Genomic DNA, 15,727 nt, shown 5'->3' with positions numbered 1-15,727 from the left:
TGCGCGCGGCTGCTGCTAAGTCAGCCGGCGTGCGGCGGTATCCACTCGTTCAGAAAGTCCTCGCTGGACAAGCCCAGCAGCCGGTCTTCGTCGATCTCGTAGGGGTCGGCGTCGTAGCCGATGGCGCGGATCAGATAGCGCCGCTGGCCGGGGATGGGTTCCAGCTCGCAGCCGCACTCGGCGGCGCGGCGGATGGCTTCGCTCAGGCCCATCACACCGTCTCCGGTGGGTCGACCGCGTGGCGCAGCAGCGCCGCCCTGGAGACATAGCGGGTCACCGCCGCGTGGGTGGCGGAGAGCTTCACCGGCGGCGCCACGCCGGCTTCCAGGGCCTCGCTCCAGCGCAGGGCGCACAGGCACCACCAGTCGCCGGGCTTCAGGCCCGGGAACAGGTGCTCGGCGCGCGGCGTCACCAGATCGTTGCCGCGCTCCAGGCTGAAGCGCAGAAACTCGATGGTCATCCGCGCGCAGACCAGATGCCGGCCCTGGTCGTTGCCATCGGTCTTGCAGCAGCCGTCGCGGTAGAAGCCGGTGAGCGGCGCGTAGGAGCAGGGCAGCAGGCGGCCGCCCAGCAGATTGAGGTGCGTATCAGCCAGTGGCGGTTCAGTCATGCGGCACACTCTACGCCGCCCTCAAAGGAACCGACACGCCATGATTCGCCTGCAAGTCCGGCATCGGACCACCTACCGTTACGCCAATCCGGTCCGGCTCAACCCGCATCGGTTTGTTTGCCGTCCGCGGGATACCCATGAGCTGCGCATCCTCGACGCGCGACTGCACATCTCGCCCAGCGCGGAAACCCGCTGGACCAGCGATGTGTTCGGTAACTCGGTGCTCTGGCTGCATTTCAGCGCGCCGACCTCCGAGCTGGTGGTGGAGTCCGATCTCGATCTCGAGCACTACCCCGGTGACCCCGCGCAACTGCTGCTCGACGCGCCCGCCACACGGCTGCCGTTTGCCTACAGCGAATCCGATCAGATTGATCTGGCGCCCTATCTGCGGCGGCACTCCCCGGATCCCGAGAAGGTGTTGGCGAGCTGGACCAACGGCTATCTGAGCGCCAATGGCAACGACACCCTGGCGAGCCTGGCGGCCATCAACAGCGCCATCCACACGCGCTTTCGCTACCAGCGCCGCGTCGAGACCGGCACCTGGGCGCCGGCGACGACCCTGCGCGCGGGCTGCGGCAGCTGCCGCGACTTCGCCTTGCTGATGATGGAAGCGGCGCGCAGCCTGGGGCTGGCCGCGCGCTTTGTCTCCGGCTACCTCTACGACGCCGCCGAGGCCGGCGTCGCTGGCGCGCTGCTTGGGGGCGGCGAAACCCATGCCTGGTTGCAGATCTACCTGCCCGGCGCCGGCTGGGTGGCCTACGACCCCACCAATGGCCGGGTCGCCGGCAACAACCTCATCGAAGTGGCGGTGACCCGCGACCCCGAGCAGGCGGTGCCACTGGCCGGCAGCTTCGTCGGCCGGCCGGACGATAGTCTGGGCATGAGCGTCGAGGTGACGGTCACCGAGCTTTAGTGGCTGTCCACCGAGGATGGCGAGTCACGTTGATCTTGCTCGGCCAGGCCCGGGTTGCGATCCTGCGGCCGTGGGGTCGATTCATGGCGGCGCCGGGATGCGCCGCTACGACAACAAGCGAGTTGGGGAAATCATGAAGAAGAAATGGAGCGCGCTGCTGGCGGCCTGGCTGCTGATGGCGCAGGTGGGTGCCGCCGAAGTGGGCAGCCTGCCGGTCAAGCGATTGCCTTCGGGTACGGCGCCGACCACGTCGAGGACGCTGGCTGCCGAGCCTGCGTTCTGGCTGTCCGGCATGGCTGGCTATCAGGTGGTCGAAGAGGCCAATCTGACGGTGCAGGGCTGGGGCGCCTATCTGCGCGGCGAGCCTGGGCTGGTCGGTCTGCGTGCGCGCTACGCCAGCGGGCTGAGCGGGTTGCGGCATGGCCGCGAGCTGGGCTTGCTGCTCGGCCGGCCGCTCACCTCCGGCGGACGGGTCTGGGCGGCGCTCGGGGTTTCCCGCTACGAGCTGGAGCGGCGTCAGGACAGCTCCGGCAGCGCGCCGGTCCAAGAGCAGGCGATCGGCGTGCCGCTGGAGCTGGTCTGGGCGCCGCACGGGCGCCATCTCGGCCTGGAGCTGCGTGCCGAGGCCAATCTCAACAGCGTCAGCAACGGGCTGCTCATCGGCCTGGGTTTGCAGATCGGCAAGCTCTAGCTCGCCGCGTCCACCGCCGGCAGCCAGCCGCGCTCGCGCAGCAGCGCCTGGGCGTCGGCGCTATCGCCGGCGAACCAGGCGGCGGCGCTGCCGAGGATGAAGTGGTAGCCCCAGGCGTCCATGTCGGCGAAGCAGCGCGCCCGCGAATAGCCGTCCAGGCGTTCGGCCAGCAGGCATTGCAGGTAACAGACCGCGTTCTCCTCGGTGTCGGTGCCACCGGCGTCGGTGTGCAGGCCGGCGCGCCGCTGCTCGTCGGCCAACAGCCAGTGGCAGGCCTCGTGCAGGGCCGAGTGCACCGGCGTATCGGCGCGCAGGTACAGGCAGTTGCCGATCAGTCCGGCCTCGGAGTCGCCCCAGTAGCTGCCGGGAATCTCGGCGCCGTCCGCTACCGGCTGCCAGCGCAGACCCAGCGGCGTCAGCAGGGCTTCCAGCGCGCCGGCCGGCAGTGCCGAGACCGGGAGGACCGGCGCTGCGGGAATATTTTTCTCTGCCGACATGACAACCGGTTCCATTACCATCCCGTTATGAGTTTCGAGGCGCGGCAACGTACCGCGCCCTGCTGGAGGAGCTGGAAATGATGAACCACAACGCCCGTCGGCGGCTGCCGGCGCTGTCCCTGATTCTCGGTTGCGGGCTGCTGCTGAGTGCCTGCGGGCGCAGCAGCGCGCCGGCGGCGGGTGCGCCCCCTGGGGGCAATCCGCCCGGTTCGGGGGATGGCGCGAACGTCTTCCTTGCCATTGTCCCGCCCGGCTCCAACGGCAACTCGGCCGGCGCGGTCGGTGGTCCACTACCGGGCCAGCCGCAAGTGGTCTACCCCGACAACTATCGCGACCAGCTCGATATGTACGGCAACCTGGCCTACGCGAAGTCGCCGCTGAAGTCCGACACCTGCGCGCCGCCGGCCAACATCGACGCCCATGTGAAGTCCTCGGACCAGGCCTGCAACTACTTCAAGAAGGCCGGTCTGGAGCTGTCCGAGGCCGAGGCGGTGTCCACCACCACGCTGACCGCCCCCAATGGCAAGACCGTGGTGATCCGCCGCGACGGTTGGGGCGTGCCCTATGTCGACGGCCAGGACCGCGCCAGCGCCGAATATGGCCTGGGTTACGCTGCGGCCGAAGACCGGCTGTGGCTGTTCGACCTGCTGCGCGATGTCGGCCGTGGCCGCGCCTCGGAGAAGCTCGGACCTTCGCCGACCACCTACGAGCTGGACCTGGAATTCGGCTCCGCCTCGGCCTATAGCGAAGACGAGATCAGCGGCATCATCGACAACGCGGTCGCCAAGCTCGGCGCGCTGGGGCCGATGTTTCTCAACGACACCCAGATGTTCGTGGCCGGCATGAACGCCTACGTCGACTTCCTGCAGACGCCGGCCGGCCTGCCGAAGCTGCCGTTGGAGTACGCGACCCTCGGCCTGCGCCTGGGCGGCGAGCCGCTGTTTCCGCCGCGGCCGTTCACGGTCGAGGACATCGTCGCCAACGCCGTGCTGATCCAGTCGGCGCTCGGGCTCGGTGGCGGTGGCGAAGCGCGCAACCTCAACCTGCTGCAAAAGCTCGACGCCAGCATCACCGGTGGCACTACGGTGTTGCCGGAAGCCGCCTGCAAGCTCTGGCGCGACCTGCGCCACGCCAACGCGCCGGACAGCTACCACACCGCCAGCGGCAGCTTCGCCACCCAGTCGCCGCCGAGCGTCAACGAGAACTGCCCGCAGACCCTGCCGGCAGGGACGGCGATCTGGGATGTGGGCAGCTTCGTCGGCCACACGCTGCAGAGTCACGGCGCCGGGCTGCCGACCCTGCCGTTGCCGCTCGCGGTGCCGGCTGCCACGGGTGGGCTAGGGAGCCTCGGCGCGCTGGGCAAGCTGAAGCTCTCCGGGGCGCCGGCCGATGTCGCGGCGATGGCCACGCGACCGCCGTTGCGGCACGGTCTGGGCACGCCGGCGCCGACCGCCCGCGCCGTGCAGCGGACCAGCGAGGACCCAGGCGCGAGCCTGCACGCGCTGCTGAATCGGTACGGCTTCCCGATGACCACCTCGAACTGGATCGCCGCCGCCGGCAGCGAAACCGAGAGCGGCCACCCGATCATCGTCGCCGGCCCGCAGACCAGCTACTTCGCGCCGCAGTTGCTGTGGGAGGCGGCGGTGGTGTCGAAGGGCGGCACCCCCTACGAGCTGGCGGCGCGCGGCATCTCGACGGTGAACCTGCCCTACATCGTCATCGGCCGCGGTCTCGACTTTGCCTGGAGCCCGACCTCGGCCGGCTCCGACTTCACCGATGTGCGGGTGTCGAAGCTCTGCAACACCAACGGCACGCCGGCCTCGCGCGAGGACGCCGATGCGGATGGCTACCCGGACAGCGACGGCTACCTCTACAAGGGCCAGTGCGTGCGGCTGTACAAACGCCTCGACACCTGGACCGCCAACCTCACCGCAGCCAGCCTGGCGCTCGGCGGCCCGCAGAATCCGGAAACGGTGAACCGCTACGTGTTGCGCACCCACTACGGCCCAGTGATCGGCACCGCGACGGTGCAGGGCGAGCCGGTGGTGATCTCCACGCAGCGCAGCACCTTTCTCGCCGACGTCGATACCGCCGCGCCGTTCGCGCTGCTGACCACCACCGGCATCAAGATGGATCACACGCGGTTCAAGAAGCTGTTCAACAGCATGACCGCGACCTTCAACTGGCTCTACGCCGACAAGAACGACATCGCCTACATCCAGTCCGGCCTGTATCCGCAGCGGGCCAGCGGCGCGCCTGCCGAGCTGCCGGTGTGGGGCGATGGCAACTACGAGTGGGTCGCCGATCAGAGCCTGCCGGCGGACTTCTTCAGCACCTACGGCGGCGAAGTTCCTTATCCGAGTCGCGCCCGGGCGACGCTGATGGACGACCAGGGCTACTACGAGTGGCCGGGCTTCCTGCCGCTGTCGGCGCACATCCAGGATGTGAATCCGCCCAAGGGCTACATGGCCAACTGGAACAACTCCGGCGCTGCTGGCTGGTGGGCGGCGGATGCCAACGGCACCTATGGGCCGACCCATCGCGTCGAGATGCTGGCCGACCGCCTGGCCGCCTTCAAGGCCAGCGGCCGCAAGCACACGCTGGCGACCATGGTCGAGGTGATGGCCGACGCTGCGTACACGGATCATCGTGGCCAGGATCTGCTGCCGCTGCTGCTGCAGTTGATGCATCAGGGCGAGCTGAGCGCCGACCAGCAGGCGGTAGCGAGCCTGATGCAGGACTGGATCGACGACGGCTCGCGCCAGTGGATCGACAACAGCAAGGGCCTGGGCAGCTTCCGCCGCGATCGCGACGCCAGCGGCACTTACGATCATCGCGCCGCCGTGGTGTTCATGGACGCCTGGTATCTGCGGCTGATGGAGACCGTCACGCCGCAGATGGCCGCGATCGAGGCCAAGGGCGCCTCGCTGCTCAGCGCCCGGCTCGACGCGCCGCGCGCGCAGGGTTCGGCTTTCCAGGAAGGCTGGTACCAGCACATGCGGCGCATGCTGCAGACAGTGCTGAACACGCCCGGCCATGCCAGCTACCGGGCGCTGAAGTGCGCCAACTCCGACGATCCCACGGCCTGCCGCGCGGCGGTGCTGAGCGCACTCGATCAGGCGCTGACCGATCTCGGCGGTTTGTCGAACCAGGCGGCTTGGGATGGCTCCCAACTGCTCTACCCCAAGGCTGCCGATTGCGGGAAGGTCGAGGACTGCGACGCGGTCGAACACACCTCCTTCGCCTACCAGCCGGTGCCGGCGATCCACTGGATCAACCGCCCGACCTTCCAGCAGGCGGCGGAGATCGTGAAGGACCGCGACGGCAAGTAGTCGGGCGGGGGGCAAACAAGCCGCGAGCCTCCGCTTGGCGCCGGCCTGTTTGTTCGCGCCCTAGTACTTGTCAGCGGCCAGGGGCGCGGGTTAGCCGGATGCCGTCGGCGTTTCCACCACCAGGGCGGTCAACCGCCGTACCAGCGGCAGCACCATCAGCAGGGTGGGGAAGGCGATCAACCAGGACAACCCCCAGGAGCTGAGCCAGATCGACAGGAAGTGCTCGGCCAGGCCGATGCCGCGCAGCGTGCTGACCAGCGAGACGATGCAGGTCATGAATAGCGAGAGGAACAGCGGCATGACTAGGCCGGCGTAGCGCGCCGGCAACTTGCGTAGACCGGCAGCGCGGGCGGAGGAGGGTGAGGGCATGGTGGCGTGGTGACGGCGTGGAGCTTGAGCGGAGGCCGCGAATGCTAACGCCTGCCGCGACCAGTGAGCCCTATGCCGCCGGTTTGTGGCAGACCGCCTCGATGTTGTGTCCATCGGGGCCGATCACAAAGGCGCCGTAGTAATTGGCGTGGTAGTGCGGGCGCAGGCCCGGCGGGCCGTTGTCCTTGCCGCCCGCGGCGATGGCGGCCTGGTAGAAGGCATCGACTTGCGGCCGTGTCGCCGCCGCAAAGGCGAGATGCAGATGCGCCGGGCGCTCGGTGCTCTCGTAGAGCCAGAGCGAGGGTTTGCCGTTTTGTCCCAGGCCAATCCCGTGGGGCCCCTCCATGGCCACCGCGACACCCAGCGGTTGCAGCGCCTTGAGGAAAAACGCCTTGCTCTCGCCGAGATTGCTGACGCCAAAACCGAGGTGATCGAACATGGCTGTCTCCTATTCCTGGTCGCCGTTGGGCCGCAGCTGCGCAGCGATTGCCTCGAAGGGGCGTCGAGCCTGCACAGCCAGCTTGGGTGGCGAGCAATACTTGGGCAGAACGGACCCGCCGTCCAGTCAGCGTCGCGCCCGGCCTCGGCCTTGGCCGCCGCCACGCTCATGGTTGGCGCGCCGGCGACTGCCATGGCGAGCCCGTCGCCCGTACAGTGGCCGCTCCCCGACTCGGAGCGGTGCCGCATGCCCCTGGAACACGTTGATGTGCTGATCGTCGGTGCCGGCCTGTCCGGCATCGGCGCCGCCGTGCATTTGCAGCAGCACTGTCCCGGCCGGACCTACGCCATTCTCGAAAGCCGCGACACGCTGGGCGGCACCTGGGATCTGTTCCGCTATCCCGGCATCCGCTCCGACTCCGACATGTACACGCTGGGCTATTCCTTCCGCCCCTGGAAGGCGGCCAAGGCGATTGCCGACGGGCCCTCGATCCTCGCCTACATGCGCGATGCCGCCCGCGAGCACGGCGTCGATAGCCACATCCGCTACCAGCATCGCGTGGTGGGCGCCGAGTGGTCGACTCCGGAGGCGCGCTGGACGGTGAAGGTGGAGCGCGGGCCGCAGCGCGAGCCGGCGCAACTGAGCTGCCGGTTCCTTTACCTCTGCGCCGGCTACTACGACTACGCCTCGGGCTACACGCCCGGCTATCCGGGCCTGGAGCAGTACCGTGGCCGCTTCGTGCATCCGCAGCAGTGGCCCGCCGATCTCGACTACCGCGGCAAGCGGGTGGTGGTGATCGGCAGCGGTGCCACCGCGGTGACCCTGGTGCCGTCGATGGCGCAGGACGCCGCCAAGGTCACCATGCTGCAGCGCTCGCCGACCTACATCCTGGCCTTGCCAGGGCAGGACGCCATCGCCAACGGCCTGCGCCGCGTCCTGCCGACCAAGCTCGCCTACGCGATCACCCGCTGGAAGAACGTGCTGATGCAGATGTTCTTCTTCAATCTCTGCCGCCGGGCGCCGGAGCTGGCGAAGAAGCTGATCCGCGCCGGCGTGCGCCAGCAGCTGCCCAAGGGTTTCGACGTCGACAAGCACTTTGCGCCCAGCTACAACCCCTGGGACCAGCGCGTCTGCCTGGTGCCGGACGGTGATCTGTTCCAGGCGCTGCGCTCGGGCAAGGCGGAGATCGTCACCGACCATATCGAGACTTTCACCGAGCAGGGCATCCGCCTGAAGTCCGGCCAGGAGCTGGCGGCCGACGTGGTGGTGAGCGCCACCGGGCTGAAGATGCTGGCGCTCGGCGGTGTGCGCTTCGTGGTCGATGGCGAGCCCATCGAGTTGTCCAAGAAGCTCAGCTACAAGGGCATGATGATCAGCGACGTCCCCAACATGGCGCTGGCGATCGGCTACACCAATGCCTCCTGGACGCTGAAGGTCGATCTCAGCTCGGCCTATCTCTGCCGGCTGCTGAACCACATGGAGCGCCACGGCTATCGCCAGTGCACGCCGCGCCGCAACGACCCTTCGGTGCGGGAGCTGCCGCTGCTGGATTTCTCTTCCGGCTATGTGCAGCGCGCCATCGACGCCTTTCCCAAGCAGGGCTCGAAAGCGCCCTGGAAGCTCCACCAGAACTACCTCTTCGATCTGCTGGGCCTGCGCTTCGGCAAGCTGGACGATGGTGCCCTGGTGTTTTCCGGTGTGGAGGCAAAATAGCGCCATGCGCATCGGCATCGATCTCGGCGGCACCAAGACGGAAGCGGTATTGATGGGGCCAGGCTCGGCGATCCTGGCGCGCGAGCGGCTGGCGACGCCGCACGAGGACTACCAGGGCCAGATCGTCACCATCGCCGAGCTGGTGCGGCGCATGGAAGCCGCCGCAGGTCAGGTCGGTCTGCCGGTGGGCATCGGCCATCCGGGCGCGATCTCGCCGGCCACCGGCCTGATGAAGAACGCCAATTCCATCTGCCTCAACGGCCGCCCGCTCAAGCAGGACATTGAGGCAGCACTAGGGCGGGTGGTGCGCATGGCCAACGATGCCGACTGCCTGGCGGTGTCGGAAGCCGCCGACGGCGCGGCGGCGGGTGCCAAGACGATGTTCGCGGCGATCCTCGGCACCGGCGCCGGTGGCGGCATCGTCATCCACGGCCGTTTGCTCGCGGGCCCCAATGCCATCGCCGGCGAGTGGGGCCACAACCCGCTGCCCTGGCCGCGCGCCGACTGGGGCGAGGTGCCGGGGCCGGAACACTGGGACGGCCAGCGCGGCAGCATCGAGGCCTGGCTGTCCGGCACCGGCTTCGCCCGCGACCATGCGCAGCGCTTCGGTGGCGCGTTGCGCAGCGAGGAAATCCTGCAAGGCGCGGCGGCCGGCGACGGCGCCTGCGTCGAGAGCTGGGAGCGCTACCAGGACCGGCTGGCGCGGGCGCTGGCCAGCGTCATCAATCTGCTCGATCCGGAGGTGATCGTGCTCGGTGGCGGCCTGTCGAAAGTGGCGGCGCTCTACCAGAGCATTCCGCGGCGCTGGGGCGCCTGGGTATTCAGTGATCGCGTCGACACCCAGCTGAAGCCGGCGCTGCACGGCGACTCCAGCGGCGTGCGCGGCGCTGCCTGGCTGTGGCCGGAGACTGCCGCGCGATAGCGGCGGCGCGCTCAGGTGATCGGCGGTGTAGGCGTGGCGGCGGACAGCCGCGCGTTGGACATCGTCAGCCGGTAGATCAGCGTCTGGGTGAAGGTCTTGTAGAAGCGCAACTGGCTTTCCGGCGCGACGTTGTCGAGCAGGGTGGCATTGATGCGCAGCGCCAGCACGGTGGAAACCGCCTGCACCGATGCCGTCCGGCGCATGCCGGAGAGCAGCGCGATCTCGCCGAAGCAATCGCCCTTGCCGAGCACGTGGATCGGCTTGCCGCCCTTGCGGACCAGCGCCTGGCCCATGGCGATGATGTAGAAGGCGCTCTCGATGTCGCCCTCTTCCACCATCATGCTGTTGGCGGCGAAGGTCTTGAGCTGGCTAGCGCTGAGGATGCCGTCGATTTCATCTTCGGTGAAGGCATTGAAGAAGGCCAGGCCGCGCAGCGAGTCGCGGTTCTCGCGGCGGCTGGAGTGGGCATCGCTCTCGCGCAGGCGTTCCTGCTCGCGCAGCAGGTCGGAGGCGAGGTCGAGCCCCTTCTGGTAGCGCTCGCCCGGCTTCTTGGCGAGCAGCTTGGCGATGATCTGGCAGAGGTCGCGCGAGAGTTCGGGGCGCTTCTTGTCGAGCGCCGGCACCGGCTGGTTGCGGATCGCCGCGAACAGGCCGGGCAGATGCGGCGAGTAGAACGGGGGCTCGCCGGTGAGCAACTGGTAGAGCACCGCGCCCAGGGCATAGAGGTCGGAGGTGGCGCCCACCGGCTGACGCATCACCTGCTCGGGCGACATGTACAGCGGCGAGCCCACCGCGGTGCTGCTGGTGCCTTCGCGCGGTTCGTTCAGTTCGGCGATCGAGAAGTCCATGATCTTCGGGACGCCGTCCTTGGTGATCATGATGTTGCTGGGCTTGATGTCCCGGTGCAGCACGCCCTTGGAATGCGAGTAGTCGAGGCCGCGCGCGCACTTGATGCCGACGTCGAGCACCTTGTCCAGCGCCATGCGCGGGCCGTTGCGCCGGCACCAGGGCAGCAGGGTGTCGCCGTCGACGTACTCCATGACGATGTAGCAGAGGTCGGCCTCCATGCCGGCGTCGTAGAGCGCGATGATGTTGGGGTGATTGAGCATGCCGGCGGCGCGCGCTTCCACGAAGAAGTTGCGCGCCTGCATCTCGAAGTTGCCGCCCTGCCGGTCTTCGCTGAGATGCAGGGCGATCTTCACCGCCACCTCGCGCTGCACGAAGGGATCGAAGCCCTTGTAGACCAGGCCGCTGGCGCCCTTGCCGAGCACGCCGCGTATCTCGTACTTGCCGATCCGGCTGGGCGCGTCAGCCGGCAGTTGGCCGCGCTCGTCGTTGCGGCGCGGCGCTACGGTAGGCTCGCTGCTCACGACGGCGCCAGCTCCACTAGCGGCCCGTCAGCCGGGCGTGGATGAAATCGGCGATGGCGGCGATCGCCGCATCGGATTCCGGCATCAGGCCGCCGTGCAGCTGCCACACATGCCAGAGCTGCGGCCAGATCTGCAGGGTCACCGGTACGCCCTGGGCACTGGCGCGTTGCGCCAGGCGGGTGGAGTCGTCGTGCAGAATCTCCCGGCCGCCGACCTGGATCAGCAGCGGCGCCAGGCCGCTGAGATCGGCGTACAGCGGCGAGGCTAGCGGCTGCTTGAGATCCTGCCCGGCCAGATACTGGGCGGCGCTATCCACGCCCAGCTGGCGCGACAGCATCACCTCCTGCCGGGCGCGCGAAGTCACCGACTCGCCGGACATGGTCAGGTCGGTCCAGGGCGACAGGCAGACGATGCCGGCCGGTTGCGGCAGCGGCTCGGTCTTCAGGCGCAGCGCCAGCGCCAGCGCCAGGCCGCCGCCGGCGGAGTCGCCGGCGATGATGATCTTGTTGGCCGAGATGTCCTGGTCGAGCAGGCCGCGGTAGGCGGCCAGCGCGTCATCGACGGCGGCGGGGTAGGGGTGCTCCGGCGCCAGCCGGTAGTCCGGCGCGGCCACGCAGACGCGCGCGCTCTTGGCCAGCCGCGAGGTGAGCGCGCGGTGGCTGCGCGGCGAGCCGGTGACATAGGCGCCGCCGTGCAGGTAGAGCACAAAGCCGCGCGCGCCGCTGGCCGGATGCGCCACCCACTCAACCGGCACCTCGCCGAGCTGGCCGGCGGTGTAGGTGGCGCCGCTGGCGGGCCAGGTGAGCTTGGCGAGCTTGTCCACCCGCAGGCGCTTGCGCGCCATGTCGGGGTCGTGCAGAGCCGACTTCACGACGAGGCCCGCAAACAGCTTGGTGAGGTGGCCGCGCAGGGACAGGGGAGCGTTGGGGTCGATGCCTTTGGTCATGACTCGCAAGCCTAGCCGTTTTCACCGGGCTTCGGTGTCATTTGCCGGCCGTGGGCGTTGACTAGACTGCGCCGATGAAAGCTCTGATCGCATTCCCCTGCTGCCTGTTCCTGCTGGCCGGCTGTGGTCGTTCGCAGGCTCCGGTATCCGAGGTGGCCCCGCCGTCGCCGCCGGGGCAGGCGGTCTGCGCGCCGGGCGCGCCGGCCCTGGAATTCACCGGCAGCGCCAGCGCCGCCGAGGCCAAGAGCTACCGCCTGCTGCCGTTCACGGTCGCCGCCGGTACCGGGCGCGTGGAGCTGAGCTACGAGTGGAGCGACAAGCCCGGCAATCCGCCGTCGACGCCACTCACCGCCACCACCTTCGATCTTGGCCTTTGGGATCAGCACGGCTACCGCAGCGCCCAGGGTTTCCGTGGCTGGGGCGGCTCGCGTCAGGGTCGTATCGACCAGCAGCAGGCGCCGATCTACGTCCAGCGCGACAGCGCCGATCGCGGCTTTGTGCCCGGCGCCGTCGAACCCGGCACCTGGTATGCCGATCTCGGCATCGCCGCGGTGGCGCCGGCCGGCGCCGACTACCGGGTGAAAGTGGAGTGCAAGAGCGTCTCCGCCGGTGCCAGCTCGGCGCCGGACCCGGTGGACAGCCAGCATGTCGCCCGACGTCTGCCCGGCTGGTATCGCGGCGACTTCCACATGCACGCCTACCACTCCAACCCGAACGCGCCGGACTGGCCCGACTTCATCGCCCAGGCGCGCGCGGCGCAGCTCGACTTCCTGATGGTCACCGAGTACGTCACCGGTCAGCACTGGCGCACGCTGGGCGCGGTACAGCGCGCCAATCCCGACCTCCTGATCTGGCCGGGCCGCGAGATCATCACCTACCACGGCCACATGATGGCCTTCGGCGAGACGCCCTCGGTGCTCGAATACCGGCATGGGTTCGAGGACGTCGGCGCCGGCGAGATCCAGCGTCTGAGCAAGGCCGATGGCGCGCTGTTCGGCGTCAACCATCCCACCACCTTTCCGCCGCCGCTGTTCAGCAATTTCTGCCGTGGCTGCTACTTCGAGCTCGACGACGCGATCGACTGGACGCAAGTCGACACCATTGAAGTGGTCAACGGGCCGATGCTGGCGACGCCGGACGATCTCGGTATTCCGCTGCCGGTGGGCTCCATCGAAAATCCCTTCGTCGGCACCGCCATCCAGAAATGGGAGGGCCTGCTCCAGCAGGGCTACAAGATCACCGCCGTCAGCGGCTCCGACAGCAAGGGCGTCGACGCCGAAGACCAGCGTGCCCGCAAGGGTTATGGCTCCAGCCTCACCGCGGTCTATGCCAGCGAACTGTCGCGGCCGGCCTTGCAGGCGGCGATCCGGGCCGGCCATGCCTACATCCGCACCCGGGGTGCGGCCGGCTCGCCGGAAGTGCTGTTCGAGGCCAGCGGGCCTGCGCAGCAGCAGGGCATCTACGGCGACAGGCTGGTGCTCGCCGAGGGCGAGAGCGCGACGCTCACCACCACCGTCACCGGCGGCGCCGGGCAGTGGCTCAGCTACTACGCCAACGGCGTTCCAGTGCTGACCCTGCCGGTAATCACCGATCCCTTCGTCCATCAGTTGCCGGCGACGCGCTTGCCGGTCAACGAAGGTCGCTTAGGCACGTTCTGGCGCATCGAGCTGCGCGACCTGCAGACCCGCACCGTGATCGGCAATCCCATTTTTTTGCGCGGGCCCTGAATCGGACTGGCGGGAATTAACGATGGATTGACGTGGCGCGGGCTAATTTTGACCTGAACCGTTAATCAACTCTCTTCAGGCTCCCCATGTTCAGGCCAAGTTTTCTTGCCGCCGCTGCGGCTCTGTTGTCCGCTCCCGTCCTTGCCGATGCCGATCCGGTGCTGTTGACGCCGGTACAAGCCACCGCGACCCGACTACCGGAGTCGGTGAATCTGGTACCGGCCACGGTGTCGGTGGTGTCTGGCGAAGAGCTGCGTGCTCGCGGTGCCAGCGACCTGCGCACGGCGCTGTCGTTGGTTTCCGGCGTCGAGATCGCCCCCGGCGGCGACGCCGGCCCGGCCGGCAGCGTGCCGGCCTTCTATGGCTTTCGGGAGTTCGACGCCTTCCTGCTGGTGGTCGATGGCGTGCCGGCGGGCGGGGCCTTCAACCCGACGCTGTCGATGCTCGATCTGCACAACATCAAGCAGATCGAGGTGATGCGCGGCGCGGCGCCGGTCATGTACGGCGCCACCAGTTTCGTCGGCGTCATCCAGGTCATCCACTATCCGGCCGGTGAATCGGAAAACCGCGTCACTGCCACGCTGGGTGACCCGCTGAGCGTCGGCGCCTCCGGAGCCACGGTGCTGTCCAGCGGCGTCTACAAGCAGTCGATTGAGGCCAACGGCAGCCGCGACCGCTACAGCGACGACCGCACCGCGGTGAACCGTGGCCACCTGATGTACCGCTTCGCGACCGCCGCCGCCGGTGGTCAGGTGCGCGCCGACGTCGAGCTCTTGCAGCAGCACCAGATTCCCGCCGGCCTCACCCGCCGCCGCAGTATCGGCGGCGTGCAGCGCCTGTGGCCGGAGACCTCGCCGGACGACAATCAGAATCCCTCCGACGCCCACATCAACGAAGGGCGCCGGCAGTTGACGCTGGGTTACGACCGCCACGAGACCCTGCTCGGCGCACTGGGCACGACGCTGGCCGTCACCCACACCGACACCTCCTACATTCGCGGCTTTCTGGCCAGCAGTGGCCTGAGCGCGCCAGAATCCTCATTGCCGGCCACTACCGACGCCGACGGCTTCAACCAGAGCCGCAACGTGCTCGACGTCTACTACGACGCGCACTTCAGCAAGGCGCTGGGGCCGGTGGGCCTGACCTATGGTGTCGACGTACTGCACGGCAATGCCGATGTCCGCACCGGCAACTACGCCTACCGGGTCAGCCAGGACGGCACGGTCGCCGAAGCCTCCACCGACAATCCGGTGGACGAGGTCTTCGCGGTGCAGGACCGCCGGGACTTTCTCGGCGCCTACCTGCAGGGCAACTGGAAGCCGCTGCCGACCGTGGAGCTGGTCGCCGGCCTGCGCCTGAACAACACCCACGAGAAGCTGGAAGTCACCGAAGACCCCAACGGCGTGCCGGACAGTGGCAGCGATACCCACCACCAGACCCGATTCAGCGGCACCGTCGGCGCTAGTTGGCAGGCCTATACCGTCGGCGCCAACACGGTGGTGCTTTATGCCGACTACCGCAACAGCTTCAAACCGCTGGCCTTCGAGTTCGCGCCGGCGATGGAGCCCGATGAAGAGATTCTGCCGGCGGAAACCGCGCGCACCTACGAGGCCGGTTTAAAGGGCGCCTGGTTCGACGGCCGCCTGAAATACGACCTCTCTGGCTTCTACGTCAATTTCGACAACGCCAAGCACTACACCGCCACCGGCGAGGAAACCTGCGGTGGCCGCCTGCGCTTTGCCGGCGGTGAAGCCGAGACCCGCTACACCCTGGTCAAGGACCTCGATCTGGCGGTGAACTACGCCTACCACGAGCAGCGCTTCGTGTTCGCGCGTACCGACGATGGCAGCGATGTCTCCGGCAATCGCCCGGAAATGTCGCCGCATGTCACCGCCGGCCTGGGCCTGCTGTATCTGCCGGCCACCGGCTTCAACGCCGCGCTGATCGACAGCTTCACCGGTGGCCGCTTCCTCAACAAGAAGAACACCGGTCCGCTGCACAGCTACCAGACGCTGGACGCGCACCTGGGCTGGAACGGCGCCAAGGGCATCAGCCTGTCGCTGGATGGCAGCAACCTCACCGACGCCCGCGACGCGGTCTCCGAAAGCGAGTATTCGGAGGAGATCAACGGCGCCGCCTACACCCGCATGCAGGGCCGTCGGGTGCTGCTGAGCGTTTCCAAAACCCTGTAAGACGAA

General features: G+C 68.3%; 14 protein-coding genes. 7 read left to right on the top strand and 7 right to left on the bottom strand.

Annotated features, from left to right (window positions below; translation table 11 throughout):
- Positions 1-20 precede the first annotated feature (20 nt).
- Together AC3WT6_RS00230 and AC3WT6_RS00225 are read right to left on the bottom strand one after the other, a co-directional pair.
- A complete protein-coding gene (locus AC3WT6_RS00230) occupies positions 21-212 on the bottom strand; it encodes a hypothetical protein (protein ID WP_492651537.1) in 192 nt (63 codons plus the stop codon).
- Positions 212-610: a DUF2237 family protein gene (locus AC3WT6_RS00225; RefSeq protein WP_492651536.1), complete on the bottom strand. Its 399-nt coding sequence runs from the start codon at positions 608-610 to the stop codon at positions 212-214. Before AC3WT6_RS00225 ends, AC3WT6_RS00230 begins: the two co-directional genes overlap by 1 nt.
- A 40-nt stretch (positions 611-650) precedes the next feature.
- Here AC3WT6_RS00225 and AC3WT6_RS00220 point away from each other — a divergent pair, with 40 nt between their 5' ends.
- On the top strand, positions 651-1,523 hold the full coding sequence (locus AC3WT6_RS00220) for a transglutaminase family protein (protein WP_492651535.1): 873 nt from the start codon (positions 651-653) through the stop codon (positions 1,521-1,523).
- Between the two features lie 133 nt (positions 1,524-1,656).
- On the top strand, positions 1,657-2,214 hold the full coding sequence (locus AC3WT6_RS00215) for a hypothetical protein (RefSeq protein WP_492651534.1): 558 nt from the start codon (positions 1,657-1,659) through the stop codon (positions 2,212-2,214).
- Here AC3WT6_RS00215 and AC3WT6_RS00210 read toward each other — a convergent pair.
- Positions 2,211-2,711 carry a hypothetical protein gene (locus tag AC3WT6_RS00210; protein ID WP_492651533.1) on the bottom strand — a complete coding sequence of 167 codons (501 nt, stop codon included), beginning with the start codon at positions 2,709-2,711 and terminating at the stop codon, positions 2,211-2,213. The two genes, AC3WT6_RS00215 and AC3WT6_RS00210, sit on opposite strands and share 4 nt — an antisense overlap.
- A gap of 77 nt (positions 2,712-2,788) precedes the next feature.
- Between AC3WT6_RS00210 and AC3WT6_RS00205 the strand changes: the two genes are divergently transcribed.
- Positions 2,789-6,043: a penicillin acylase family protein gene (locus AC3WT6_RS00205; protein ID WP_492651532.1), complete on the top strand. Its 3,255-nt coding sequence runs from the start codon at positions 2,789-2,791 to the stop codon at positions 6,041-6,043.
- Positions 6,044-6,133: 90 nt separating this feature from the next.
- Here the strand turns inward: AC3WT6_RS00205 and AC3WT6_RS00200 are convergent, their stop codons facing one another.
- Together AC3WT6_RS00200 and AC3WT6_RS00195 are read right to left on the bottom strand one after the other, a co-directional pair.
- Positions 6,134-6,412: a DUF2798 domain-containing protein gene (locus AC3WT6_RS00200; protein WP_492651531.1), complete on the bottom strand. Its 279-nt coding sequence runs from the start codon at positions 6,410-6,412 to the stop codon at positions 6,134-6,136.
- 70 nt (positions 6,413-6,482) lie between these two features.
- A complete protein-coding gene (locus AC3WT6_RS00195) occupies positions 6,483-6,851 on the bottom strand; it encodes a VOC family protein (RefSeq protein WP_492651530.1) in 369 nt (122 codons plus the stop codon).
- Positions 6,852-7,097: 246 nt separating this feature from the next.
- Here AC3WT6_RS00195 and AC3WT6_RS00190 point away from each other — a divergent pair, with 246 nt between their 5' ends.
- Positions 7,098-8,564 carry a flavin-containing monooxygenase gene (locus AC3WT6_RS00190; protein WP_492651529.1) on the top strand — a complete coding sequence of 489 codons (1,467 nt, stop codon included), beginning with the start codon at positions 7,098-7,100 and terminating at the stop codon, positions 8,562-8,564.
- Between the two features lie 4 nt (positions 8,565-8,568).
- Positions 8,569-9,486: an ROK family protein gene (locus tag AC3WT6_RS00185; protein ID WP_492651528.1), complete on the top strand. Its 918-nt coding sequence runs from the start codon at positions 8,569-8,571 to the stop codon at positions 9,484-9,486.
- Between the two features lie 11 nt (positions 9,487-9,497).
- On the opposite strand, the gene AC3WT6_RS00180 is transcribed toward AC3WT6_RS00185, so the two are convergent.
- Positions 9,498-10,856 carry a protein kinase domain-containing protein gene (locus AC3WT6_RS00180; protein WP_492651527.1) on the bottom strand — a complete coding sequence of 453 codons (1,359 nt, stop codon included), beginning with the start codon at positions 10,854-10,856 and terminating at the stop codon, positions 9,498-9,500.
- Between the two features lie 16 nt (positions 10,857-10,872).
- Positions 10,873-11,802 carry an alpha/beta hydrolase gene (locus AC3WT6_RS00175; RefSeq protein ID WP_492651526.1) on the bottom strand — a complete coding sequence of 310 codons (930 nt, stop codon included), beginning with the start codon at positions 11,800-11,802 and terminating at the stop codon, positions 10,873-10,875.
- A 74-nt stretch (positions 11,803-11,876) separates the two neighbouring features.
- Between AC3WT6_RS00175 and AC3WT6_RS00170 the strand changes: the two genes are divergently transcribed.
- Both AC3WT6_RS00170 and AC3WT6_RS00165 read left to right on the top strand, forming a co-directional pair.
- Complete coding sequence (locus AC3WT6_RS00170) at positions 11,877-13,529, top strand: CehA/McbA family metallohydrolase (protein WP_492651525.1); 1,653 nt, start codon at positions 11,877-11,879, stop codon at positions 13,527-13,529.
- Positions 13,530-13,654: 125 nt separating this feature from the next.
- Entirely contained in the window at positions 13,655-15,721 is a 2,067-nt protein-coding gene (locus tag AC3WT6_RS00165) for a TonB-dependent receptor (RefSeq protein ID WP_492651524.1), read from the top strand.
- Positions 15,722-15,727: the final 6 nt, after the last annotated feature.

The sequence above is a fragment of the Stagnimonas sp. FW305-C-60 genome (assembly GCF_058782965.1).
Note: the sequence above shows the minus strand (reverse complement) of the source record. Positions and strands in the feature narration are given on the sequence as shown.

Bases quoted from the DNA above. Each gene is read 5' to 3' on its own strand.
- AC3WT6_RS00230 (WP_492651537.1), bottom strand. From the start codon at position 212: ATGGGCCTGAGCGAAGCCATCCGCCGCGCCGCCGAGTGCGGCTGCGAG.
- AC3WT6_RS00225 (WP_492651536.1), bottom strand. From the start codon at position 610: ATGACTGAACCGCCACTGGCTGATACGCACCTCAATCTGCTGGGCGGC.
- AC3WT6_RS00220 (WP_492651535.1), top strand. From the start codon at position 651: ATGATTCGCCTGCAAGTCCGGCATCGGACCACCTACCGTTACGCCAAT.
- AC3WT6_RS00215 (WP_492651534.1), top strand. From the start codon at position 1,657: ATGAAGAAGAAATGGAGCGCGCTGCTGGCGGCCTGGCTGCTGATGGCG.
- AC3WT6_RS00210 (WP_492651533.1), bottom strand. From the start codon at position 2,711: ATGTCGGCAGAGAAAAATATTCCCGCAGCGCCGGTCCTCCCGGTCTCG.
- AC3WT6_RS00205 (WP_492651532.1), top strand. From the start codon at position 2,789: ATGATGAACCACAACGCCCGTCGGCGGCTGCCGGCGCTGTCCCTGATT.
- AC3WT6_RS00200 (WP_492651531.1), bottom strand. From the start codon at position 6,412: ATGCCCTCACCCTCCTCCGCCCGCGCTGCCGGTCTACGCAAGTTGCCG.
- AC3WT6_RS00195 (WP_492651530.1), bottom strand. From the start codon at position 6,851: ATGTTCGATCACCTCGGTTTTGGCGTCAGCAATCTCGGCGAGAGCAAG.
- AC3WT6_RS00190 (WP_492651529.1), top strand. From the start codon at position 7,098: ATGCCCCTGGAACACGTTGATGTGCTGATCGTCGGTGCCGGCCTGTCC.
- AC3WT6_RS00185 (WP_492651528.1), top strand. From the start codon at position 8,569: ATGCGCATCGGCATCGATCTCGGCGGCACCAAGACGGAAGCGGTATTG.
- AC3WT6_RS00175 (WP_492651526.1), bottom strand. From the start codon at position 11,802: ATGACCAAAGGCATCGACCCCAACGCTCCCCTGTCCCTGCGCGGCCAC.
- AC3WT6_RS00170 (WP_492651525.1), top strand. From the start codon at position 11,877: ATGAAAGCTCTGATCGCATTCCCCTGCTGCCTGTTCCTGCTGGCCGGC.